The organism is Streptomyces violens, assembly GCF_000717745.1.
Lineage (GTDB): Bacteria > Actinomycetota > Actinomycetes > Streptomycetales > Streptomycetaceae > Streptomyces > Streptomyces violens.
In genome coordinates this window covers 13,231-36,047 of sequence record NZ_JOBH01000023.1, presented here as the reverse complement: position 1 = coordinate 36,047, position 22,817 = coordinate 13,231, and the positions used below count along the sequence as shown (strand labels likewise).

The following is a 22,817-nucleotide window of genomic DNA, read 5'->3' as shown; positions in this document are numbered from 1 at the left end:
GTTCCACGATGCGACCACACCCCGGCAATGACGGGGACCTGCTGCCGTCCCTGCCCATGGGGACGGCGGATGCCGCCTATCACCGAGCCATGGGCGGCCGGCCGTTGCCGCTCAGCTTCATGTTCGATTTCGGCGGGCGGCCGCCGACGCTGGACGCCCTCCGCGCGCGCGTCGCCGAACGCGCCGACCACATCCCGGCGTTGCGCTACCACATCGTCCGTGACCGCAAGACGCTCCAGCGCGTCAACCGGATCTCCGTGGAGCAGCACGTGCACGAGGCATGGCTGCCCGATGACCCCGACGGGGCGTTGGCCGGCCGGCTGATGCTGTCCGGCCCGATGAGCGCGGGCGGCCGGCCGCCCTGGGAAGTCTGGCTGCTCCACGGGCCGTCGGGCAGCTACACGCTCTGTTACCGCACCGACCACACGCTCCAGGACGGGGTGGGCGCCGCCCATACCGTACGGGCCCTCCTCGACGACGATCCCGGGGGCGGCGGGCTGGTCCCGCAGCGCCGCTCGTGGCCCACCGCCAAGGGACTAGCCGGCGCCTTCGGCGACGTGGCCGCCGCCTTCCGCCCGTCAGGCGTCCGGTCGGCCTTCAGCGTGCCGGGCAGCGGCCGCACCAGCGTGTGCCACGCGGACACTCCGCTGGCGCGGCTGCGCGCCATCGGCCGGGCGCACGGCGGCACGGTGAACGATGTGTACCTCGCCGCCCTCTCCCACGCCGTCCACGCCTGGCACATGAAGGACACCGGCTCACTCCATCCGCCGCTGCCGGTGGCGGTGCCGATGTCGGTCCGGGCGCCGGGCGAGGAGTACGCCCCGGGCAACCGGATGGTGACCGCCCGGTTGCTGCTGCCCTGTGACGAACCGTCACCGCGGCGAGCGCTCGTCCGCGTCATGGCGGACACCGGCCGGCTGCGCCGGACCCGGCAGCGCGACGCCGTCCGCCTGCTGTTGGCGGCCACCCCGCGTGCGATCGGCGCCCGGATCGGCATGCGGATGGTGAACGGCAACGTGATCGGCGCCCCCACGAGCAGCGTGAACTTCGGCTGCGCCCTGGTCCACCGCGGCGCCGCCTCCCGGCGTACCGCCGTCTTCGCCGACCTGGCGGCCGGCATCCGGTGCCTGACGACGCTCACCAGTCAGCACGACGTCGCCTGCCTGACCGTGGTGCACGACGACGCCCTGGCGACTGCCGACGAACTGCCGGATCTGTGGCTCGCGGCGCTGCTGGAGCTGGAGCGGGCCCCGTGACGTGAGTCGACGGCACACTGCATACGAGGAGCCCCGGACTCGGCGTCCGGGGCTCCTCGTATGCGGTCCGTCTGCATGCAGTACGCCTGCAGTCCGTATGCAGTGTGCCGTGTTCAGTCGTCCGGCTCTGCGCGCAGCGTCCCGGTCATCAGGAAGACGCACTTCGCGGCGCCCGCGGTGAGGATCGGGAGGTACGGGGAGAGCCGCTGCATCACGTACGGCAGCGTGAACAGGTCGGCCACCTGGGCGTCCCAGCCGTGCTCCGCCCACCAGCGTTCCGGCTCGCCCAGCTGCCAGCGCCAGCCGAGCCCGGTGCTCGCGAGCGCGTCGAGGAAGGGCGCCACGAAGGACGACGAGGAGGCCTCCGCGTTCACGCACTCGGCCGCGAAGGTGCTGCCGGGCGCGGAGAACTCCGTCATCGTGCCGACGATCGACTCCACCGTCTCCGGAGACAGGTGGTACAGCAGCGTCTCGGCGAGCCAGGCGGTGGGCTTCCGCGGGTCGAACCCGGCGGCGACCAGTTCCCCGCCCCAGGCCCCGGCCGGGTCGGCGGCGACGGCGCTGCGGCGACCGCAGGAGGGCCGCCGGCCATCCAGTACGCGCTCTTTGAAGTCCAGTACGGCGGGGTGCTCGACCTCGAAGAGGTGCACCCCGGTCGGCCAGTCGAGCCGGTGGGCGCGCGCGTCGAGGCCGGCTCCGAGCAGTACCACCTGACGGCAGCCCGAACGGGTCGCGGCGTTCAGACAGTCGTCGAAGAAGCGGGTGCGCACCACCGCCCAGTCGGGCAGCAGCCGTTGCAGCAGGCCCTCGCCGGGCGGTCCGCCGCGAAAGGCTGCCGCGTCGAGGTATTCGGCGGCCAGTGGGTCGCGGACGTAGGGCGCGGCCCGCTCGCACTCCGCGGCGTGCGCGGCCGCCGTCCAGAGTGCGACCGGCGACAGCCCGTCCGGCAGCGTGGTGCCCGGTGGCGAGGTGCGTTGCGATCCTGTGGTGTCCGGCACGGTGAACCTCCATGTCGTCGTGGTGAGTCGTTGTCGGCCGATTCACCGTCGTGGTGGGTGACGGCCGCGTGCCCGGGTCAGCGGGCGCGGCGGTGGCCGAGCAGGAGCGCCAGGGCACCCAGCGCCAGCAGGCCGCCCGACGCGCGGGTCGTGCGCTGGCCGCCCATGGCGGCGGTGGTGCGCGGCTCGTGGACGTTGAAGGCGAACTGGCGGTTGGCGATGTCGGCGAGTACGCCGCGTACCTGCTCGGGGCTGGTGACGGCGGCGAGCAGCATTTCCATGGAGTTGCGGGCGAACTGGCTGCCGCCGAGGAACTCGCGGCCCAGCGCGAGCAGGATCTTGGGCACCTCGCCCTTGAACACCTCCGGCAGTGTGATCTCGGGGGCGAGGCACCGCACCGAGCCGTCGAGGTTGGCGAACGACTTGCCGAGCAGCGAAACGGCCGGCGGCGAGCCGATGCCCCGCTTGGTGGCCTTCGCGAGCACGGTGGTGAGCGAGACGCCGAAGTTCAGGTCGTCCAGCGAGAGGTGGGAGACCTTGGGGACGAACGCCGCCATGTCGGCGGTGAAGGCCGGCATGTTGGACCACGCCGTCATGCGGCCCATCTCCGCCCAGTGGTGCGCGAGCCCGACACCGTCGTTCTGCGCCAACGTCATGAAGAGCGGCAGGAGTTGAAGGCTGGTACGCCGGTCGAGGCGGCCGACCATGCCCCAGTCGATCACCGTCGCGGGCCCGCCGGGCACGGCGAAGACATTGCCCGCGTGCGGGTCCGCATGGAACATACGGTGGACGAAATACCCGTGGTACATGAACCGCAGCAGGTCCTTGCCGATCTCGATGCGCTCGTCGTCGCTGAAGTGCGCGCGGTCGATGTGCCGTACCGAGGAGCCGGGGGCCAGCGACTGGACGAGGACCCTGGGGCCCGCGTGCATCACCCTGGGCACGTCCAGGGTGCGGAATCGCCGGATGTACTGCCGGGCCTCGTCCATGTTGCGCGCTTCGCCGGTGAAGTCCAGCTCGGGCTCCATCGCGTCGAAGACGGAGCCGAGCATCGCCTCGGTGTCGATGACCTCGTTGAACCGGGGTGCGACGCGGGCCACGATCTTGGAGGCGCGGCGCATCAGGGCCATGTCCGCGAGGACGCCCTCGCGGATGCCGGGCCGCTGGATCTTGACCACGGCCGGCCGGCCGCCGGGCAGCGTGACCCGGTACACCTGGGCGAGCGAGGCCGCGCCGAGCGGGGTGGTGGTGTCGATGTCGTCGAAGCGCAGTTTCCAGTCCGGGCCGAGATCCTGTGCCAGCACGGGTTCGAAGACGGAGAACGGCTGGACGTCGACCTGGTCGTGCAGGTTCTGCAGCTCGTCCCTGATCGACTCGGGCACCATGTCGGGCCGTGTCGAGAGGATCTGGCCGAGTTTCACGTAGAAGGGGCCGAGGCTCTCCAGTGCGTGGCGCACCGCCTTGGCGCGCCGTTCCTCGGATCCGGCGGAGGCCGCGTCGGCCTCCGCCGGGGACCGTTCGTCCCGTTTCGACCGGCGGCGTCTCCGTGTGGCCTGTCCGACCTCGTCGGCGACGAGGTTTCCCAGGACCTTGACCACGAGACGCAACCGGTCACCGACTACAGACGCCACCGTGTGTGTTCCTCCTCGGTCGAGCTCTGTGTACGAGGGCCGACAGCCGGTGTGTGCTCGACACGACCGGCCGAGCGGGACGGATGGGCGGGCGGGTCAGCTCTGGGAGGCCTGCTGACCGCCGCCCTGGCTCTGCAGCGCACCGCCGGCCTGGCTCTGCAGCGCCTGCATCAGCTTCGGGAGGATGTCGAGCAGCTGGGTGAGCTGGTTCGGCAGCGTGGAGAGCGACGTGAGCAGGTCGCCCACGCCGCCGGCGGCCTGCCCGGCGCCGCCGGCCAGTTGTCCGAGGCCGCCGAGCGCGCCGGCCGCGCCGCCGAGCGCGGCGAGCGGGTTGGCGGCTCCGCCGAGGGCGGCCAGCGGGTTGCCGGCGCCCCCGAGTGCGGCCAGCGGGTTGCCGGCCGCGCCCTGGAGTGCCGCCAGCGGATTACCGGCGGCACCGGCGAGGCCCGCGAGCGGGTTGGCGGCGCCCGCCGCGCCGCCCGCTGCGTCGGTGAGCGCCTTCAGCGGGTTGCCCGCCGCATCCGCCACCGCCCCCAGCGGGTTGACCGCGCCGGCGAGTGCGGCGGCCGGGTTGGCGGCGCCGGAGAGGGCACCCAGGGCGTTCCCGGGCAGCCCGGCCAGCGTCTGTACGGGGTTGTCGGAGCCGGATTTCTTTCCCGGCCGGTTGAGGATGTCGTCGAACGCCTGCTTTCCGCTGTCGGCCATATCGCCCGCCAGGTCCTTGAAGATGTCCTGCATGTTCTTGTTGCTCGACATGAGCGGAGTTCCTTTCGTTCGTGGTGCGGCGTGATCGTGTGCGGTGCTGCGCCACCGCGCACAAAGGGATTTCTTTCCGGAGCGCAGGGTTATCGCGAAAAATCATGTCGCCCGGCCTTCCAGGGCCTTCGCGCAGGCCATTCGCAGCCGCGCGCGCCCTCTGGTGAAAGCGCCTTCGGCCGCCTTGATGGAGATGTTGTGCCGCCGGGCGAATTCCGCCGTGGAGATGCCGGCGGCGCGCGCGAGTATTACCTCCTGCTCCCGGCCGTGCAGCTGACGAACCTGCGCCAGCAGCCATCTGCCGAAGTCCTCGTCACAGACGTCCTCCTCGGTCGTCCAGGGCTCGTCCGGGAGCGCCGCACGCTGCAGCAGGCGCCTGCGGCGCTCCACGTCGCGGTAGAAGTCGATGCAGAGACGGAGCGCGACGGATGTCAGAAACGGCCCCAGCCGATTTCTGTCCAATGCGGAGTGCGCAGCCGCGCGCACCATGGTTTCTTGTACGCAGTCCTCGGCGTCCTGGGCGCTCGGCAGTCTGCGGCGAGCCAATCGCATGAGACGGTCCCGGTGCTGTAAAAGCTCTTCCCAGGAGCACGCGGAGAGTGATTGGCCGGCGGTATTTTGCACCATGGGAATCGTGGCCCATTACCTCTCGGTCAAGCAGGGGAAACCACGGTCGAATTTCCTTTTCTCGGCCGTATGGATTTCCTACCCGAGGCGCCGGGACGACAAACCGGAACTTCTCTCTTCCGCATGAGCAGGAATGATTTTTCATGCACCGTCCGATTTTCTGACACTCATGCGGAGGCCCTTTCGGGCGACACTGTCGCGGTACTGTCAGCTTGGCATATGAAATCCCCTTCCGGTATTCGCAGGAAAGGGCTAGTCGCGCGGCTCGGACGCCGAGCGCGGGGCCGGCCGCCGCATCCAGTCGCGGTTCCAGTTGAACCACATGTCCCGTACGGTCTGGTGCACTTGGGAGGTACTGCGCAGCAATTCGGTGGTGTAGCTCTGGACCGCCTCCTTGCCCACGAGCCGCGCGCCGCCGGTGAAGTACTTGCCCCGTACGTGCTGCGACGAGCGGAATTTGCCCCACAGCAGGATTTTCATCAGGGGCCAGAGGGTGAACACGCCGGCCGGGCAGCGGTCTTCGGGATCGAGGGTGCCCCAGACGGACGGACACAGCCCGCTTTCCCGCAGCAGCGCATAAATGCGCGCAATGGCCTCGTCTTTCGACAGCTCACCCGCGCGGTAGGCCAGTACGGCGTCGCGCGAGTGGTGGAAGAGCTGCTCGACCCATGGATTGTCGACGCCCTGGAGTCCCCGGTAGGGCGCCTTCTCCAGTGCGTCGAACACCCCTTGGTCGTGGGTCTTCTCGAAGGCCACGGCGGTCTGGTTCTGGGCGTTCGTCCCGTAGAGCGTGGTGATGGTCCAGACGCGGTTCCAGGCGTTCCACAGTTCGAAGTCGTCGAAGGACACGTAACTGCAGGACACCAGGTCGTCGTAGAAGCGGAACATCCGCTTGGTCCACTCCTGGAGATACCCGAACCGGGCGGTGTCGAAGTCGTCCTGCCGCACCGCCTCGATGAGCCGGTGCCCCAGTGCGTTGAGTGCCATCACCGTGACCGCGAGCCCGCTGGAGAAAAGCGGGTCGATGAAATCGCTGGCGTGCGGCAGCAGGCACCAGCGGTCGCCGACCACCTGCTGCGAGGAGAATTGCGTACGGTCGGTGGAGACGTAGGGCCGCACGGCGCGGGCGTGCTCGAACTGCCGTGCCACGCTGGGGAATCGTCGGACGTGCCGCCAGAATTCCTCCTCCGCCGACAGGCCGTCCGGGCGCGGATAGCGGTCCAGGTCGAGATTGATGCCGACACTGCACAGTTCGCTCGTGCTCGACGCATGGTTGTCGAAGGGGATGACCCAGATCCAGCCGCCCTCGAAGAGGTGATGGAGCGTGCCCTCACTGAAGGGACTGGGCATGTCGTGCTGTTCCCGCGCGGGCGCCACGGTGTCGAAGGGGCGCACGTTCACCATGTGCGTGAAGATCGTGCGCGACTGGGTACGGTACGGCGGTTCCTGCCGGAGTCCGAGGCGTTCGGGGAGAATGGCCCGCATTCCTCCCGCGTCGACCACGTACGACGCCTGGAAGTCGCCCCTTTCCCGGGTGACGATGGTGGCCCCGCCGTCGTCGAACTTCACGTCGTCGACGACGGTGTGGGTGTAGGCGGTCGCGCCGTAGGAAACGGCGACGTGGAACATGTAGGCGTCCACGTCCTGCCGGAAATAGTGCGAGTCGGGGCCGAGCGGCGGCCCCCAGGTCGGGTATTGCGTGCATTCCTTGGGCCGGGTGGGCTCGCCTTCGCGGTGGTAGACGAAGCTGAAATTGCGCTTGACGCCGCAGTTCGACGACACGTGGTGCCGCAGCGCGCCATTGGTCGCCAGATGTTCGATCTCCGGCACGTCATAGCGGCGCGCCAGGACCCGCAGCCCGAATGTGGTCTCCGGGACGGTGGACTCTCCGATGGCGAACCGCGGGTGGCCGCTTCCTTCCAGCAGCAGTACGCGGACACGGTGGCGGGCGAGGATCGCCGCCAGCATCGTCCCGCCGATGCCGCCCCCCACAATGGCGACATCGAATACACGCTGGTCTTCCTGCATCTTCACGGTCCTTTCGCGACAAGGAAGGGAGTGATACGTCCGGCATTCAGCGGGCCGCGGCCGAGACGTTCGGCAGTGCCCGGCGCAGCCCGCAGGTGGCCATCCGGGCGGAGAAGGAGACGGCGAACCACGGGGTCGGCGCCAGCTCGGCCAGCCGCCGCCGTTCTCCCGGCAGCCGGCGACAGCCCCGCCCGGTGACGTCCAGCCAGGCCCCGAAGTGCAGCAACTGCGCCTCGGGGCCAGCACCTCGCACGGGAAACGGCCGCATGTGCCCGCGCACCGCCCCGGTCAGGGCCCGGCGCCGCGCGTCCGTCACCTCGTGCTCGGCGAGAAAGCGGTCGAGCAGCGCCGCCGAACGGGACGGGAATCCGCCACGCACCCGCGGAGCGCTCCCGGCCAGCCCGGCATCGTGGAACGCCGCGGCGGCGAGCAGCCCCGCGCGGTCGTAGCCGGTTCCCCGCACCGCCGCATACGCGTCGGCCAGCAGGAACGTCCGCAACGAGTGCAGTGCGACGCGGGGCGGCAGGCGCCGGTGCAACTCCATCAGCGCCTCGTCCACGAGGGGCTGCCCACGCAGCCGCGCGAGGGCGGGCTGCGCGAGCAGCGGGCGCCACGTGTCAGGGAAAACCTCCTGCGGAACCCCCATTGCCCCTGTCCCCCTCGCCTGTTCACCGGGCCGGTTGCCGGCCTCATCTGTCCTTACGCTCCGGGTTCCGGCGACCCTTTCGGCACGCCGAGGCGTATCCCCAATAGGTGTGAACGTGGCAGGGCCGCGCTTTTCCCGCGCCGTATCCCCCGTAAAAGACTCCACCGGCGGACCTCACCGTGCGGAACGGCCGAAGGGAGAACCGTGATCGCCGTGCTGAATGTCCACGAACGCTCGCTACCCGCTCCGCCGGAGGCCGTGGGCGCCCTGCTCGACTCTCTCGGCAGCGAGAACGATCGGCTCTGGCCGCCGGATTGGCCTCCCGTACGTTTCGCCGGCCCGCTGGCGGTCGGAGTACGCGGTGGCCACGGCCCGGTCCGGTACGTGGTGAGCCATTACGTGCCGGGCCGGTGGGTGCGTTTCGCCTTCACCGGACCGAAGGGCTTTCCCGGCTTCCACGAATTCACCGTCGAGCCGCACGGCCGCGACCGCACGGTCCTGCGCAACACCCTGGTGCTCCGGCCGCGCGGAATGCGTTGGCTCGGCTGGCTGCTGTTCTTCCGGCCGCTGCACGACGCGGCCTTCGAAAACAGCCTGGACTGCGCCGAGCGCGCGGTCACCGGCCGTGTGACCCGCCCGGTCAGGTGGGGCTGTTACGTACGACTGCTCCGCGCCGCAGCGGCACGGTACGCAACGACACCGACACCTTCGGCACAGACGCCGACACCGACACCGACACCGACACCGACACCGACATCACAGAATTCCGCAGGCGCCGTCCTGCGGGGAAGGAACGCGCCATGACTTTCCCGAATCCGAAAATTCCCGGACTCAACACGGACGACGTCACGACGGACCTCACCGAGGCTCCCCACCGCGTGAGCGGACTCGCGCAGGCCGGCGAGGGCCAGCTCATCGCCACCGTCGATGTGAAAGCGGGCGAGGACGACTGGAATCTCCCGCTGTCCGAGGAACACCCGCGCCCGGTGGTGCTCGTCCACGGCACCTTCGGCAATCGCGGCTACACCTGGACGAAGGCCGCCCCGCTGCTGCGGCAGAACGGCTACCGGATCTTCCGCCCGGATTACGGCCGGCACCTCAACCCGGTGCTCTTCGGGCTCGGTGACATCAAGGAATCCGCCAAGCAGCTCGGGAAATTCGTCGACGAGGTACTGCAGCGCACAGGTGCGCAAGAGGTGGACATGGTCGGCTTCTCGCAGGGCGGCATGATGCCGCGCTATTACCTGAACGCGCTCGGCGGCGCGGCCAAGGTGCACAATTTCGTCGGCATCGCCCCCAGCAACCACGGCATCACGGCCCAGGGCCTGATGAATCTCGCCCGCCAGATCCCGGGCGCGAAGGAACTGGTCGAGCAGGGCGCCGTCCAAGTGACCGTTCCCGCCTGGCCGCAGCTCCAGAAGGACCACGCGTTCCAGCAGGAGCTCGCCGACCTCGGCGAGACCTCGGCAGGCGTCCGCTACACGGTCATCGCCACCAAGTACGACGACGTGGTCACCCCGTACACCTCCTGCGCGCTCGCGGAGACCGAGGGCCACTACGTCAAGAACATCGTCCTGCAGGACCTCGCCCCCGACGACCACACCCCGCACGCGAGCATGCCGTACAACGCCACGGTGCTGAACGAAGTACTCAAGGCACTGGCCTCCTGAGACACTCGGAGGGTGTGACGTTCAGAGGCGGTGGAGGCGCGCGAGGGTCTCTTCCAGCTCGGCCTGGAGGGCGTGGACCGCGGCGTCGCCGTCGCCGCGTTCGACGGCCTGTACCAAGGCGGCGTGTGCCTCGTCCCCGTGGTTCGGCTCGTCCGCGCGCAGGCCGAGCATGTCCAGCAGGTCGATCAGCCCGTTGCGCAGCGCGGGGACGAATTCGGCGAACAGGTCGTTGAGTACGGGGTTGTGGGCACCGGCGACGACCGCGGCGTGCAGGGCGATGTCCGCGTCGACGAAGGCCGCGTCCGCACCGGCAGCCGCGGCACGGCGGGCGTCCAGTGCCGCCCGCAGGGCGGTGAGGTCCGCTTCCGTACGGCGCTCCGCCGCCAGGCGCGCGGCCTGTACCTCGACGAGCATGCGGACCTCGTAGACATCGGTCACCGCGGCGCGGCGCAGCCGGGTCGGCCAGTCCTCGTCCGGCTCCGTGGCGATGACGAAGACACCGGCCCCCTGCCGCGCCTCCAGCAGGCCGGCCCCGGCCAGCGCGCGCAGCGCTTCGCGCACGGTGGAGCGGCCCACCCCGAGGGTCTTGGCCAGGGCGGTCTCGGCGGGCAGCTTCGTGCCGACCGGCCACTGTCCTTCGGTGATCTGGTCGCGCAAGTGCTGGGCGGCCTGTTCGACCAGGGGGCTGCGGCGGAGGGCACCGAGCGGCATACCCGCCACCACCTCTCAGGTTGTCCGACAGAAGTTCCCGGTCAGCTTACTCGGCGGCCGTCACAGGCCCCTGACCAGTTCGGTACGGACTCCCCGCGCATACCTCAGGTTGTCTGAGGAGTTGTTTGCGGCTACCGTACCCGGCATGTCGCTGCGCGCGCTCCTTCTTCTCGGCCGCCGCTGCGGGGCCTGATCCGACCGGCACCCCGCAGCGGGGTTCCAGGCTGCGCCGGTCATCGGAGATGGCCGAGAGAGAGAAGTACCACCACATGGCTCCCCGGGAGACGACACCGTTCCCCACGCTGCGCACCCCGTCCGGCGCTGTCCCGCTCGACGCGCCCGCGTGGAATCCGCAGCGGCCGAGCGCGATGCCGCAGCACCGCTATCAGCCCGTGCACGACCGGGTCGCGCTGCCGCTGACGGACCGCACCTGGCCGTCCCGCCGTATCGAGCGAGCACCGCTGTGGGTACCGGTCGACCTGCGCGACGGCAATCAGGCGCTCGCCGAGCCGATGGACACCGCGCGCAAGCGCCGGCTGTTCGACCTGCTGATCGCCATGGGATACAAGGAGATCGAGGTCGGCTACCCCTCCGCGAGCCAGACCGACTTCGACTTCGTACGCCACCTGGCCACCAGTGACGCCGTGCCCGAGGACGTGACCATCTCCGTCTTCACGGCGGCCCGTCACGACCTCATCGACCGGACCCTCGCCTCGATCGAAGGTCTCCCGCGCACCGTCGTGCATCTCTACACGGCCACCGCGCCCACGTGGCGCGACGTCGTACTGGGGCGGTCCCGCGCCGAGGTGCACGCACTGATCCGGGACGCCGCCACCCATCTGATGCGGCGCGCGGAGGAACAGCCGGGTGCCGACATCCGGTTCGAGTTCTCCCCCGAGGTCTTCAACCTCACGGAGCCGGACTTCGTCCTGGAGGTCTGCAACGGCCTGACCGAGCTGTGGGACGCGTGCCCGGACCGGCCGGTGATCCACAACCTGCCGGCGACGGTGGAGGTGGCGACCCCCAACGTGTACGCGGACCAGATCGAGTACATGGACCGCCACCTGGCACGGCGTAACGCGGTGATCCTGTCCGTCCATCCGCACAACGACCGCGGCACCGGCGTGGCCTGCGCGGAGCTCGCCGTGCTGGCCGGCGCGCAGCGGGTGGAGGGCTGTCTGTTCGGCAACGGCGAGCGGACCGGCAACGTCGACCTCGTCACCCTGGCCCTGAACCTGTATGCGCAGGGCGTGAATCCCATGGTCGACTTCTCCGACATCGACGCCGTGCGCGAGACGGTGGAGCACTGCACCCGGCTGCCGGTCCACCCGCGCCACCCCTACGGCGGCGAGCTGGTGCACACCGCCTTCTCCGGTACGCACCAGGACGCCATCGCCAAGGGCCTCGCCCACCACGCCAAGCAGGCGGCCGAGTGGGGCCTGCCCGCGGAAGAGGCCCCGTGGGCGGTGCCGTATCTGCCCATCGATCCGGGCGACATCGGCCGTACGTACGAGGAGGTCATCCGCATCAACTCCCAGTCCGGCAAGGGCGGTGTGGCCCATCTGCTGCACACCCACCACGGGCTGGACCTGCCCGCGACGATGCGTCCGGACTTCTCGCGCACGGTGCAGCGGACCACCGACGCGGACGGCCGGGAGCTGTCGCACAAGGATCTGTGGGATCTCTTCCAGGCGACCTATATCGCCCCGGGCCGGAGCGGCCCGGTCGAGCTGGTCTCTTGGAGCACGGCCGAGGGCGTAGCCGCAACCGGCATCGGTGAGCACCGCTTCTCCTGCGTGCTCCGCGTCGACGGCGAGGAGCGGCACTGCCAGGGCACCGGAAACGGTCCGCTGTCGGCATTCACCGACGCGCTCGGCACGGCCGGGTTCACGGTCGACATCATCCAGTACACCGAACACGCCACCACGACGGGTCCGGGCAGCCACGCCATCGCGTACGCCGAGTGCCGCGTGAACGGCGTCACCTGCTGGGGTGCCGGCTGGGACACCTCCCTGCTGACCGCCTCGGTGCAGGCCGTCGTGGCCGCCGTCAACCGCGCCGCGGGGGTTTCCCGGTGAAGAAGGGACAACTCGGCTTTCTGGCCAGTACGCACCTGGTCAACGACCTCTACCAGGGCGCGATCCCCGCGATGCTGCCCTTCCTGATGTCGCAACGGCACTACAGCTACGCCGCGGTCTCCGGCCTGGCGTTCGCGGCGAGCGGTATCTCCAGCCTGTTCCAACCGCTGTTCGGCGTGCTCTCCGACCGCAGACCACGGGCGTGGCTGGTGCCGGCCGGATTCAGCACCGCCGCGCTGGGCGTGGCCGCCGCGGGACTCTCCGGGAGCTATCTGCTCACCTGGCTGTGCGTGGCGCTGGCGGGGATCGGCATCGCGGCCTACCACCCGCCCGCGACCAGTCAGGCCCGGGCCGCCGGCGGATCGTCGCAGCGGGCCATGAGCGTCTTCTCCGTGGGCGGGACGATCGGCGGCGCCCTCGCTCCGGGACTGGTCACCCTCGTCATCGGCGCCGCGGGCTTCTCCGGGAGCTTCCTGCTGGCGGTCCCTGCCCTGGTCATGGCCGCACTGTGGGTCCTCAGGGGCCCTTGGGCACGGTGGCGGGGGCACGCTGCGGCGGCCTCGCCGGCCGCCGGCGCAACGGCCGGGCCGGGGGCGGGCGGTGCGCGGCGGACGGGCGGTGCGCGGTCGACGGCGGACAGTCCGCGGTCGACGGACGACTGGCGCTCCTTCGCCCGCCTGGTGGCCGTCATCGTCGGCTGGTCCATCCCGTACGTCACGGTCACCTCGATGGTGTCGCTGCACGCCCAGCGGGACTTGGACCAGTCGGCAGCGGCGGGTGCCGCCGTGCTCACCACATACACCGCGGCCGGTGCGGTCGGCACGCTGCTGGGCGGCTGGGTCGGTGACCGGTACGGCCGCAAGACCTCGCTGCGGGCCGGCTACCTCGTGGCGCTCCCCGCCCTGGCGGGCATCGCCTTCGCTCCGGCATTCCCCGTACTGGTGCTGAGTACCGCGGTGTTCGGCGTGGCGATGTTCCTGCCGTTCGCCGCGCACGTCACGCTCGCCCAGGACTATCTGCCGCACCGCCCCGGCACGGCCAGCGGGCTGACCTTGGGGCTGGCGATGGCGGCGGGTGGCCTCTGCTCCCCCGCCTTCGGCTGGCTCGCCGATACGAGTGGACTGCCGACCGTATTCCATGTACTGCTCGCGGTATTCGTCGTACCCGTCGTCATGGCCGTCCGGCTTCCCGACCGCGCCTCACGGGAGGGCCTCCTCCCCGGCGCGCCCCGCGCGGCGTCCGTTCCGCGTGAGGATGGCGCACGCGTTGGCGGCGACGATGGCTCCGATGCCGGCTCCCTCCGTCCAGCCCAGGTGCTGGTCGAGGAGGAGCAGGCCGACCACGGCGGCCAGTACGGGATTGACGCTCATGAAGAGGCCGAAGAGCTGGGCCGGTACGCGGCGGAGGGTGAGGAGGTCCGCGAGATACGGCACGGCTGAGGAGAGGACACCGGCGACGACGGCGTAGACCATCGCCCCTGTGGTCGGCGGCTGCCGGACCGCGATGACGAGTCCGACCGGAAGGAACATCAGGGCGGAGAGTGCGGCCGCGGCCGCCGATCCCTGCGCACCGGGGATGCGGCGGCCGACCGTACGGTTGAGCAGGATGTACGACGCCCAGCAGGCGGCGGCCAGCAGTCCGAGGCCCATCCCGAGATAGTCGGCGGACGGGCGCGGGCGCATCAGGACGACGACGCCCGCCACCGCGACCAGCGCGCAGCACGCGTCCACGCGGCGTCGCGAGGCGGCCAGGGCTATGGTCACCGGCCCGAGGAACTCCAGGGTCACGGCCAGCCCGAGGCCGATGCGGTCGATGGCGCTGTACAGGGACAGATTCATCGTCCCGAACACCACGGCCAGCAGCAGGACCGGCCACCACTGCCGCCAGGTGAAGGCGCGCAGCCGGGGCCGGCCGACGGCCAACAGGACGAGCGCGGCAACGTACTGGCGTACCGCGACGACGCCGACCGGGCCCAGTACGGGGAACGCGAGCGAACCGACCGCGGCACCGACCTGGTTGGACAGGCCGCTGGCGGCCATCGTGACCACTCCGGCCAGCCGCCCGCGGTGGGAGTCCGGAGCGGGGGCAGCGGAGCTGACAGAGGTAGCAGGGGCTGCGTGCATGCGCCGATCGTGCGGGAGCCCCCTGCTTCCGCATAATGCATGAGCGTTCTGATCCATACGCTGAGCGTATGGATGGAGGAGACAAAGAGGAGACAAAGAGGAGGAAGAGGGGGCGAAACGGAGAGAGCCATTGTCAGGTGGCGGTGGCCACGTAGAGGGACTGCGCCGGGATGCGGTGCAGCCGGGTCCGGTCCGGTGGGGCGAAGCCGGCGTCGCGGAGCCACTCGGTGAGCTGTCCGGGGCTGTAAACGGCCGCGCCCGAGGTGAGGTGGAAGAGCAGGCCGAGGCAGCTCGCCGCGGCGTCGGGGCGGTGGGATCGGTCGGAGTCGCCGAAGAGGTCGAGTACGGCGATGACGCCGCCCGGCCGCAGCGCCGCGTGGATCCGGCGGAACAGGGCGGTGATCTCGGGCGGCTGGAGATGGTGGATGAGGTTCAGGCAGAGCGCCACGTCGTAGTCGGCGCCGAAGTCGGCGCTGCGGGCGTCGCCTTCCCGGTGCTCTACGAGGTGACCGTAGCCCGCCGTGCGGATGATCTCCCTGCCGACGGCCGCGCTGCCTGGGAGATCGACCACCGTGGCACGCAGCCCCGGGTGCCGCCGGCACAGCTGCGCCGCGAACCAGCCGTGCCCGCCGCCGACATCCAGTACCCGGCGGGCGCCGTCGGGCACGGGGAGCGCCGCCGCCAGCTCCGGCGCGCTGAACCGCGCCAGCTCGTACTGGCCCATGATGTACTCCCGCCAGTACGGGTCGTCCGCCGCCGCGGTGTGGTGGTCGACGACCGGGCCGCCGCGGGCCACGTCCGGCAGGCTCGCCCACCAGTGCCAGTAGTCCTGGTGACTGGCGACGAAATGGGCGACCGACCTGCGGGACGACGGCAGGAGCCAGCGCCGGGCCCGTCCGGTCGGTGCGTAGCGGCCGCGTCGCCTGCGCAGGTAGCCGAGCGCCTCGATGCCGTCCAGCAGGAGCCGGGTGGTGTCGGGGCGCAGGGAGAGCCGGGACGCCAGTTCCTCGGCGGTGGCGGGCCGTCGGGCGAGTTCTTCGAACAGGCCCAGCCGTACGCCGGCGATGAGCGCGCCCGACAACGCCATGCCGGCCAGCGACTCGAAGGCGGGCACGGGGGCCAGGCGTGTGCGCAGCGCGAGACGCTCCCGGAACGTGTCGCCACGGACCGTCATCCGCACGGGTAAACACCCCTCTTATCGGGCCAGTTGATCGACGGTTCGGCTGAAGGCGCCGGGCGCGGCGGTACAGCAGGGCAGCAGCAGTCCGCGCACGGGGGCGACGGCGGTCGCCATGACCAGTCCCCGGGTGAGCAGCCGGTACCGCCGGGTGAGCCGGCGCCAGCGCTGCTCGTAGCCGCCGGGCACCCCCGCCACCAGGGCATCGACGGCGGCCCGCGCCTGGGCGACGGCCAGGCTGACACCTTCGCCGGTCAGCGCGTCCTCGTATCCCGCGGCGTCGCCGACCAACAGGACGCGGCCCTGCACGCGCCGTTGGGGGCGTTGGCACAGCGGCCCCGCGCCGCGTACCGCCGAAGCCGCCGGTGCTGGGGCGAGCCGCTCGGCCAGCTCCGGGAAGGAGCGCAGCAGCGCCGTGTAGGTGTCGGGGGCCCGAGGTGCGTACGCGGGCGGTGTCAGTGCCCGCCGGTACAGTACGGCGACGCCGACCTGGTCCGGGCCGACGGGCGTCACGTACGCCTCCGCGTGCTGCCCCCAGGTCACCTCCACGGCGTCGGTCCACGGGGCGAGCTGCCAGTGACGGCGCAGCCCGAAGCGCGCGGGGGTGCCACGCCGGACGGGGATGCCCAGGTGGCGGCGGACGGGCGAGTGCAGGCCGTCGGCCGCGATCAGCCACCGCGCCCGCACGCCCGCGGCCGTGACGCCGGAGGCGTCCTGCGCGACACGGGTGACGCGCGCGGGGCTCCACTGGACGCCGGCCTCCTTGGCGGCGCGTACCAACGCGGTGTGCAGTTCGGTACGTCGTACGCCCAGTCCGGAACCGGCGCTGAAGGTCGCCCTGGCGCGCCGCCCCGCGAGATCGACGTACTCGATACCGGAGAACGCCATACCGACGGGGCGTACGCCCAACTCCGCGAGCCCGCGCACGCCGCCCGGCATGATGCCCTCGCCGCAGGCCTTGTCCACCGGGGCGGTGCGGGGCTCACACACGAGTACGGAGAACCCGGCGCGCGCCGCGTACACAGCGCTGGCCAGACCGGCCGGTCCGCCGCCGGCGACGAGCACGTCGGTGTCGTATCCGGTACCGGGAACGCTGTTGTATCCGGTATACGGGACACTGTCGTGTCCCGTGCTGGGCACGCTCACGAGGCCGGTTCCAGCGCCGCGTTCTCCACCCGCAGCCGGACGGCGAGTACGAGGGCGTTGGCGACGGTGAACAGCAGTGCGGTGAGCCAGGCGGTGTGCACGAGCGGCAGCGCGGCCCCCTCCAGCGTCACCACGAGGTAGTTGGGGTGCCGCAGCCGGCGGTACGGGCCGCGTTCCACCAGCGGCAGCCCGGGTACGACGATCACTCGGGTGTTCCAGCGCGGGCCGAGGGAGCGCACACACCACCAGCGCACCACCTGCGTCGCCACCACGATGCCGAGCGCCGGCCAGCCGACCGCCGGGACGAACGGGCGGTGGGCGAGCGCGACCTCTGCCCACATTCCGATCAGCAGTCCGGTGTGCACGGCGACCATCGCCGGATAGTGTCCGCTGCCGTGCTCGACGCCGCCCCGCTCCCGGGCCCAGCGGGTATGGCGTACCGACACCAGCAGCTCCGCCAGCCGTTCGAGGGCGACGGCAAGGAGCAGCACGGCGCACCACACCGGTACGGCGGGGAGCGTCGCGAGGGCATCAGGCAGTGGTGAAGACAAGAACGGCATTCTGCCCTCCAAAGCCGAAGGATGAGGTCAGCGCGGCGTCCATCGGCACCGGGCGCGGCCGTCCGGCGACCACGTCCAGGTCCAGGGCAGGATCGGGATGTACGAGGTTCGCGGTCGGCGGCACGGTCTGCTCCTGCAGGGACAGCACCGTGGCCGCCGCTTCGATCGCTCCCGAGGCCCCCAGGACGTGGCCGGTGACGCTCTTGGCCGCGGTGACGGGCGGCGGCTCGCCGAAGACCCGCCGCAGTACCGCCGTCTCGACTGCGTCGCCCACCACGGTCGCCGTGCCGTGCGCGTTCACGTGGTGGATGTCGCCCGGGGCGCAGCCGGCGTCGGCCAGCGCACTGCGTACCGCCTGTTCGGCTCCGCGCCCCTCCGGATGCGGGGCCGTCGCGTGATGGGCGTCCGCGGACGCGCCGTAGCCGCGCAGGAGTGCCCGGACGGGGGCGCACCGCGCACGGGCGTGCGCGCCGGACTCCAGTACCAGGACGGCGGCGCCTTCGCCCAGTACGAAGCCGTCACGTGCGGTGTCGAAGGGCTTGCAGGACGGTCTGCAGGACGGCTCACCGTGGGGAGCATTCGCTGTACCTCCACGCGACAGCACCCCCAACTGCCCGAAACCGGCGACGGCCATGGGTGCGAGTCCCGACTCGGTCCCTCCGGTGAGCACCACGTCGCAGGTTCCCGAGCGCACCAGATCGCGTGCGACGCCGATCGCGGTGGCGCCCGAGGCGCAGGCGCTGCTGGTGACGAAGTTGGGGCCGCGGCAGCCGAGGTGGATCGCCACCTCTCCCGCGGCCATGTTGGGGACGCTGCGGGGCAGGGCGTACGGAGAGATCTTCGTGGGGCGTCCCACTGCCAGGCGGTGGAACTCCGGCGCGTAACGCTCCAGGCTGTTGCTGCCCACGCCGAGGACCACCCCCACGCGCTCGGGTGCCCAGGAGCCCGGGTCGAGCTTGGCGTCCAGTACCGCCTGCTGTGCCGCGGACAGGCCGAGTTGGGTGAAGCGGTCCAGCCGTCTGCTCAGCCGGCCGCCCAGCTCCCGTTCGGGCTCGAAGTGGTCGGCCCGGCAGGAGAACGTGTGCGGGAGGGCGGCGAGCGCGGGGTCGGGCCGGGCCGTCGACCGTCCGGCGCACAGCGTCCGCCAGACCTCTCCGGCGCCCGTTCCGGCGGCGGTCACCAGCCCCAGACCGGTTACCGCGACGTCATCCGCGCGCATGGGGCACACCCGGGTCGGCCTCGCCCGGGCCCTCGGCGGCCGTCACGCTGAGCGTTTCGAGGACGCGGGCCGCCTCGGCCAGTGTGGTGTCGCGGTCCACCCCGGGCAGCTCGGGCGGCAGGTCGAGGCCGGTGTCGTTCTCGATCGCGACGATCAGCTCGACCAACGCGAGCGAATCGATGTCCAGCTCCCGGAAGGTCCGCTCGGGCAGCAGCTCCTCGGGCGGCAGCGCGGTCTGCTCGGCGATGTGGGCCACCAGGCGTTCGTGCAGGTCCGGACCGGATACGGAGGACATGAACAGCTCCTTTGCGTGTGTGTCGTGAGCCTGCTGCGTGTTTGTTCGTGAGCCGCTGCGTGTTGTCGTGAGCCCGCCGGATCGTCGTGCCCCCCCCGGCGTTGTCGTTACCAGCGCAGCAGCACCAGCTCACTCGCGAATCCCGGGCCCATCGCGGTGAGCAGGCCCCAGCTCCCGGCCGGCGGCGGCGCGGCCATCGTGCGGCGCAGGACGTCGAGTACGGAGGCGGAGGAGAGGTTGCCGCGGTGGGCCAGCGAGTCGCGGGTGTGCGCCAGCGCATCGGGCGGCAGGCCGAACGCGCGCTCCACCGCCTGGATGACCTTCGGCCCGCCCGGATGGCAGATCCAGGTCGTGAGGGATTCGGGCGTCAGCCCGTGATCGTCGAGGAAACCGTGTACGTCCTTGGGCAGTTGCTCCTCCGCGACCGTGGCCACGTCCGGCGACAGCACGATGCCAAAACCGTGCGCGCCGATGCGCCAGCCCATCACGTCCTCGCTGTCCGGATAGAGACGGCTGCGGGTCGCCACGATCTCGGGACACGGCATATTGTCGTTTGTCGACAGTCCCTCGACCCGCCGCTCCCCCACCGCCACCACCGCCGCTGCCCCGTCGCCGAACAGGCTCAGCGCCACCAGGTTGGCCGTCGACGCGTCGGTCCGCTGCACGGTCAGGGAACACAGCTCCACAGAGAGCAGCACGGCCACCTGGTCCGGGAAGCCGCGCAAGTAGTCGTGCATCCGGGCCACGCCCGCCGCGCCGGCCGCGCAGCCCAGGCCGAACAGCGGGATCCGTTTGACGTCCGCGCGCAGCCCGAGCCGCTGCACGAGCCGCGCCTCCAGAGAGGGAACGGCGAGGCCGGTCACCGTGGTACTGACCACCACGTCGACTTCCTCGGGGAGGATGCCGGCGGTCTCCAGGGCCTCTCGCAGCGCCCGTTCACCGAGGTCGAGGGCGGTGGTCCGCCAGACCTCGTTCGCCGCGGTGAAGCCGTCCAGCTTCCGGTACTCCTCCAGTGGCAGCGCCATGTGCCGAGTACGGACGCCCGCGTTCGCGGAGATCTTCTCGAGTACCTGGCGCGCCGGCCGGTCGTCCGCCAGACACGTCTCCGCGAAGGCCGAGGTGATCTCCTCCTGCCGGTAGCGGTACGGCGGCGTGACCACCTCCGCCGCGAGGACCACCGGCCCCGAGCCGGGCCGGCGCGGCCTCGTGGGAACAGAGCCGGAAGGTGGGCGCATGACCTGGCCTCTGCTGTCGGTGACGGCGGCGCACTCACCCTAGGCCACACAAAAGCCGCATTTGCCGGTAATTCGCCGTGTCACCCTGATAGTGCTTTTATCGGGCGGGGTGGTGAGCTCGGTCCCGAGCTCCGCCGCCGACCCGGGCGTGCTCGGTGAACGCCGACCCGAAGTCGGGTCCGACCGGCCCGCTAAGGGCGGACGTACGGCCGGGTCAGGATCTCCATGTTGTGACCGTCGGGGTCGTCGAAGTACGCGCCGCGACCGCCGAAGAAACCGTTGGTCCGGCCCGGTTCGGTGTGGCCGGGGTCGGCGTAGTAGGTCACCCCGACCGCCTCCAGACGGGCGATCATGGCGTCGAACTGCGCGTCGGGCACGAGGAACGCGTAGTGCTGCGACTGGATCGGCTCGTCCCGCTTCTCGTAGTAGTCGAGCGTGACGCCGTTGCCGAGGTCGACGGGCAGGAACGGCCCGACCGGGGCGCCGACCTCCAGCCCGAGGATCACGGCGAGGAACTCGGCGGACAACTGCCGGTCGCTGGCGTAGACGGCGGTGTGGTTGAGCTGGACGGTGGTCGTCGGCAGCTCGGATGCACGTGAGCAGTGCTGGTTGTACGGCTGGTCGTACGGCTGGTTGTACGGCATGAGTGAGAGTCTCCGGGTCTTGGGATCCGCTGGGACGGGGCGCCGCACGCGGGCGCCGGGAGGAGGACGCGGAGTGAGGGGGCAACGGAATTCCCGGCCGGGCGGCAGCCACCCCGGCACTGCTGAAGGCGCCCGGAGGCCGGCCGCCCGTCGCAGGACCGCGATACCCAGTGGCCGTTCCCCCGCCGCGAGGCGGCGGGTCTTTCCGGAGTCGAGGTCCACCACCGTGATGCCGTTCCAGTAGCCGTCGCGCGTGAAGCCGCCCGTGACGTATGCAGTATGGAGATCACGGGATACCGTGACGTCCTCGTGGGGGCCGTCCAGCGGGATCACCTTCTCCCGGCCCTTGGGGTCGCGCACGGTGAGCGAAGGACCCTCGTCCTGTGCCGGGTCGATCGGACCCGTGCCAACGGCGAGCAGTGTGCCGTCGGGCGTGATCGTGGCTCCGTGCTGGTGGGTGTTGGCGGTCATCTTCTCGATGCGGGACCGGCCCGTCTTCGGGTCGAGGACGACCAGCCGCTCGCCCTCGAACGGCAGCAGCAGCTTTCCGTCCGATGGGCGCACGGCGGCGTAGTGCGGCTTGAGCCAGGAGCCGAGGCCACCTTCGGTGCCGTACGGGGCGACCTCGATGCGCCGGGTACGGAGGGAGCCGGCCGCGACGACGGTCACGTCGAAGGAGTCATGGTCCGTGGCGTACACCTCGCGCCCGTCACGCGAGACGTCCACGTCGAACGGCCGTCGGCCCACCTCCGCTACGCCCGCGACCTTCAGGGTGCGGGTGTCGATTGCTTCGACGGTGCCGTTGCCACCGGGCCGGTTGACGCCGACGTACACATGCCGGCCGTCGGGGGCGAGGGCGATCCCCATACCGCCGCCGCGGTACTCACCGTATGTCGCATCCCCTATGCCGTCCGTCGTATACGGGATACGGGCGACCCGCTCGCGCTCGCCGGTGTCGACGACGGCGACACCCTCCGCCGTGGCGATCCAGGCCCGGCCGTCGTCGCCGACGACGAGCCCGTACGGGGCGGTGCCGACCCGCACGGAGTCGAACGCGCCCCGGTCGGGGTCGATGAACGTGACGGTGTCGGCGCCGAAGTCGGCGACGAGGAGAGTGCCGTCAGGAGTACGGCCGGAGGGCGCGGGGGCCTTCTTCGCTTTGGGCGTGGCTGGCGAACTCGCCTTCGGGGTCGGGGAGTTGTCGCTGTTATCGCTCCCCTGAGGCGCGCACCCGGCGACGAGTGCGAGGGTCGTGGCGAGGCCGAGTCCGAGCGCGAGGGGCGTGCCGAGCGCGGCCGGCGCGTTCCGCCTCACCCCACGCCTCACCCCCCGCCCCACCGCACGCCTCACCGTACAGCCCTCAGCAGACCGGCGATCTCGGTGAAGCCGCGTCGCTCGGCGTGTTCGAGCGCGGTGACGCCGTCGCCGTCCGGCAGCCGCGAGCTGGCTCCGGCGGTGATCAGCAGGTCGACGATCTCCTGGTGGGCGCGGCCGCCGTCGCCGAGGATGACGGCCTCCAGCAGGGCGGTCCAGCCGAGCTGGTTCACGTGATCCACGTCGATGTCGGTCGAGCGGAGCACGGCCCGGACGTAGTCCACGTGACCGCGTTCGCACGCCGGGATGAGCGAGATACCGCCGAATCGGTTCGTCACCTTCAGGTCGGGCCCCGCCGGGAGCATCGTACGCATCATGGCGACGCTGCCGGTGACGCCGGTGACCAGCCAGGGACTGTCGCGGCGGTCGTCCTGCGCGTTCGGGTCGGCGCCGGCGGCGACCAGTACTTCCGCCGCGGCCACATGGTCGCCGAGCGCGGCGAGCAGCAAGGGGGTACGCCGGTGCTCGTCGCGGACGTCCACCGCGGCGCCGCCGTCGAGGGCGGCGTGCACGGCGTCGACGGCACCGTTCGCCGCTGCTTCCAGCAGCTCGCGGTCGAGCGCGTTCATGGTGGTACTCCTTGAGTTCCAGGGGATGCGTGCGCAGATGCGTGCACGCAGCACGGACGTGGTCGTCGCCATCT

At 71.1% G+C, this 22,817-nt stretch carries 20 protein-coding genes and 2 pseudogenes; 5 read left to right on the top strand and 17 right to left on the bottom strand.

The genetic code is table 11. The annotated features are described in order from the left end of the window. Positions 1–8 precede the first annotated feature (8 nt). Entirely contained in the window at positions 9–1,256 is a 1,248-nt protein-coding gene (locus IF04_RS0132415) for a wax ester/triacylglycerol synthase domain-containing protein (protein ID WP_030266135.1), read from the top strand. A 113-nt stretch (positions 1,257–1,369) separates the two neighbouring features. Here the strand turns inward: IF04_RS0132415 and IF04_RS0132410 are convergent, their stop codons facing one another. The 6 genes from IF04_RS0132410 to IF04_RS0132385 form a co-directional block, all read right to left on the bottom strand. Beyond that, positions 1,370–2,254, bottom strand: coding sequence for an SAM-dependent methyltransferase (locus tag IF04_RS0132410; protein WP_030266133.1), 885 nt, complete (start codon positions 2,252–2,254; stop codon positions 1,370–1,372). Positions 2,255–2,331: 77 nt separating this feature from the next. Beyond that, complete coding sequence (locus IF04_RS0132405) at positions 2,332–3,885, bottom strand: ABC1 kinase family protein (protein ID WP_030266131.1); 1,554 nt, start codon at positions 3,883–3,885, stop codon at positions 2,332–2,334. Positions 3,886–3,981: 96 nt separating this feature from the next. Then, positions 3,982–4,641 (bottom strand): hypothetical protein, encoded by a 660-nt coding sequence (locus tag IF04_RS0132400; RefSeq protein ID WP_030266129.1) that lies wholly within the window; start codon positions 4,639–4,641, stop codon positions 3,982–3,984. 102 nt (positions 4,642–4,743) lie between these two features. Next, positions 4,744–5,193: an RNA polymerase sigma factor gene (locus IF04_RS0132395; RefSeq protein ID WP_030266127.1), complete on the bottom strand. Its 450-nt coding sequence runs from the start codon at positions 5,191–5,193 to the stop codon at positions 4,744–4,746. Between the two features lie 327 nt (positions 5,194–5,520). Further along, on the bottom strand, positions 5,521–7,296 hold the full coding sequence (locus IF04_RS0132390) for an NAD(P)/FAD-dependent oxidoreductase (RefSeq protein WP_030266125.1): 1,776 nt from the start codon (positions 7,294–7,296) through the stop codon (positions 5,521–5,523). Positions 7,297–7,342: 46 nt separating this feature from the next. After that, on the bottom strand, positions 7,343–7,942 hold the full coding sequence (locus IF04_RS0132385; RefSeq protein WP_030266123.1) for an HD domain-containing protein: 600 nt from the start codon (positions 7,940–7,942) through the stop codon (positions 7,343–7,345). 204 nt (positions 7,943–8,146) lie between these two features. On the opposite strand from IF04_RS0132385, the gene IF04_RS0132380 reads away from it, so the two are divergent. Continuing rightward, a complete protein-coding gene (locus tag IF04_RS0132380) occupies positions 8,147–8,746 on the top strand; it encodes an SRPBCC family protein (RefSeq protein ID WP_342668237.1) in 600 nt (199 codons plus the stop codon). After that, positions 8,743–9,612, top strand: coding sequence for an alpha/beta fold hydrolase (locus IF04_RS0132375; protein ID WP_030266120.1), 870 nt, complete (start codon positions 8,743–8,745; stop codon positions 9,610–9,612). Before IF04_RS0132380 ends, IF04_RS0132375 begins: the two co-directional genes overlap by 4 nt. 21 nt (positions 9,613–9,633) lie before the next feature. Here the strand turns inward: IF04_RS0132375 and IF04_RS0132370 are convergent, their stop codons facing one another. After that, complete coding sequence (locus IF04_RS0132370) at positions 9,634–10,323, bottom strand: FadR/GntR family transcriptional regulator (protein WP_030266117.1); 690 nt, start codon at positions 10,321–10,323, stop codon at positions 9,634–9,636. A gap of 242 nt (positions 10,324–10,565) precedes the next feature. Between IF04_RS0132370 and leuA the strand changes: the two genes are divergently transcribed. Further along, on the top strand, positions 10,566–12,401 hold the full coding sequence (gene leuA, locus IF04_RS0132365) for a 2-isopropylmalate synthase (protein ID WP_051831768.1): 1,836 nt from the start codon (positions 10,566–10,568) through the stop codon (positions 12,399–12,401). Then, positions 12,287–13,561: pseudogene (locus IF04_RS0132360) on the top strand (MFS transporter); the annotation flags it as partial. The gene leuA and the pseudogene IF04_RS0132360, both read left to right, overlap by 115 nt. A 39-nt stretch (positions 13,562–13,600) precedes the next feature. On the opposite strand, the gene IF04_RS0132355 reads toward IF04_RS0132360, so the two are convergent. The 10 genes and pseudogenes from IF04_RS0132355 to IF04_RS0132315 all read right to left on the bottom strand — a co-directional run bounded on the left by IF04_RS0132355 (position 13,601) and on the right by IF04_RS0132315 (position 22,743). Then, positions 13,601–14,524 (bottom strand): EamA family transporter, encoded by a 924-nt coding sequence (locus IF04_RS0132355; RefSeq protein WP_078601079.1) that lies wholly within the window; start codon positions 14,522–14,524, stop codon positions 13,601–13,603. Positions 14,525–14,657: 133 nt separating this feature from the next. Beyond that, the gene (locus IF04_RS0132350; RefSeq protein WP_245654583.1) at positions 14,658–15,698 is read right to left on the bottom strand and encodes a class I SAM-dependent methyltransferase; all 1,041 of its coding nucleotides are present in this window, start codon (positions 15,696–15,698) and stop codon (positions 14,658–14,660) included. A gap of 21 nt (positions 15,699–15,719) precedes the next feature. Further along, positions 15,720–16,766 carry an NAD(P)/FAD-dependent oxidoreductase gene (locus IF04_RS0132345; protein WP_030266107.1) on the bottom strand — a complete coding sequence of 349 codons (1,047 nt, stop codon included), beginning with the start codon at positions 16,764–16,766 and terminating at the stop codon, positions 15,720–15,722. Between the two features lie 77 nt (positions 16,767–16,843). After that, positions 16,844–17,350, bottom strand: coding sequence for an isoprenylcysteine carboxyl methyltransferase family protein (locus IF04_RS0132340; RefSeq protein ID WP_030266104.1), 507 nt, complete (start codon positions 17,348–17,350; stop codon positions 16,844–16,846). Between the two features lie 28 nt (positions 17,351–17,378). After that, positions 17,379–18,626, bottom strand: a complete 1,248-nt coding sequence (locus IF04_RS0132335; protein WP_030266101.1) for a beta-ketoacyl-[acyl-carrier-protein] synthase family protein — start codon at positions 18,624–18,626, stop codon at positions 17,379–17,381. After that, positions 18,613–18,921 carry an acyl carrier protein gene (locus tag IF04_RS0132330; RefSeq protein ID WP_051831766.1) on the bottom strand — a complete coding sequence of 103 codons (309 nt, stop codon included), beginning with the start codon at positions 18,919–18,921 and terminating at the stop codon, positions 18,613–18,615. Before IF04_RS0132330 ends, IF04_RS0132335 begins: the two co-directional genes overlap by 14 nt. 107 nt (positions 18,922–19,028) lie before the next feature. Continuing rightward, positions 19,029–20,156 (bottom strand): type III polyketide synthase, encoded by a 1,128-nt coding sequence (locus IF04_RS0132325; RefSeq protein WP_030266096.1) that lies wholly within the window; start codon positions 20,154–20,156, stop codon positions 19,029–19,031. Positions 20,157–20,347: 191 nt separating this feature from the next. After that, positions 20,348–20,800: a VOC family protein gene (locus tag IF04_RS37915; protein WP_078601094.1), complete on the bottom strand. Its 453-nt coding sequence runs from the start codon at positions 20,798–20,800 to the stop codon at positions 20,348–20,350. A 153-nt stretch (positions 20,801–20,953) separates the two neighbouring features. Beyond that, positions 20,954–22,114: pseudogene (locus tag IF04_RS0132320) on the bottom strand (YncE family protein); the annotation flags it as partial. Positions 22,115–22,146: 32 nt separating this feature from the next. Then, positions 22,147–22,743, bottom strand: coding sequence for an ankyrin repeat domain-containing protein (locus IF04_RS0132315; RefSeq protein ID WP_030266091.1), 597 nt, complete (start codon positions 22,741–22,743; stop codon positions 22,147–22,149). Positions 22,744–22,817: the final 74 nt, after the last annotated feature.

Coding starts and splice junctions, on each gene's coding strand:
- IF04_RS0132415 (WP_030266135.1), top strand. CDS start 9: ATGCGACCACACCCCGGCAATGACGGGGACCTGCTGCCGTCCCTGCCC.
- IF04_RS0132400 (WP_030266129.1), bottom strand. CDS start 4,641: ATGTCGAGCAACAAGAACATGCAGGACATCTTCAAGGACCTGGCGGGC.
- IF04_RS0132395 (WP_030266127.1), bottom strand. CDS start 5,193: ATGCGATTGGCTCGCCGCAGACTGCCGAGCGCCCAGGACGCCGAGGAC.
- IF04_RS0132390 (WP_030266125.1), bottom strand. CDS start 7,296: ATGCAGGAAGACCAGCGTGTATTCGATGTCGCCATTGTGGGGGGCGGC.
- IF04_RS0132385 (WP_030266123.1), bottom strand. CDS start 7,942: ATGGGGGTTCCGCAGGAGGTTTTCCCTGACACGTGGCGCCCGCTGCTC.
- IF04_RS0132375 (WP_030266120.1), top strand. CDS start 8,743: ATGACTTTCCCGAATCCGAAAATTCCCGGACTCAACACGGACGACGTC.
- IF04_RS0132370 (WP_030266117.1), bottom strand. CDS start 10,323: ATGCCGCTCGGTGCCCTCCGCCGCAGCCCCCTGGTCGAACAGGCCGCC.
- leuA (WP_051831768.1), top strand. CDS start 10,566: ATGGCCGAGAGAGAGAAGTACCACCACATGGCTCCCCGGGAGACGACA.
- IF04_RS0132355 (WP_078601079.1), bottom strand. CDS start 14,524: ATGCACGCAGCCCCTGCTACCTCTGTCAGCTCCGCTGCCCCCGCTCCG.
- IF04_RS0132350 (WP_245654583.1), bottom strand. CDS start 15,698: ATGACGGTCCGTGGCGACACGTTCCGGGAGCGTCTCGCGCTGCGCACA.
- IF04_RS0132335 (WP_030266101.1), bottom strand. CDS start 18,626: ATGCGCGCGGATGACGTCGCGGTAACCGGTCTGGGGCTGGTGACCGCC.
- IF04_RS0132330 (WP_051831766.1), bottom strand. CDS start 18,921: ATGTCCTCCGTATCCGGTCCGGACCTGCACGAACGCCTGGTGGCCCAC.
- IF04_RS0132325 (WP_030266096.1), bottom strand. CDS start 20,156: ATGCGCCCACCTTCCGGCTCTGTTCCCACGAGGCCGCGCCGGCCCGGC.
- IF04_RS37915 (WP_078601094.1), bottom strand. CDS start 20,800: ATGCCGTACAACCAGCCGTACGACCAGCCGTACAACCAGCACTGCTCA.
- IF04_RS0132315 (WP_030266091.1), bottom strand. CDS start 22,743: ATGAACGCGCTCGACCGCGAGCTGCTGGAAGCAGCGGCGAACGGTGCC.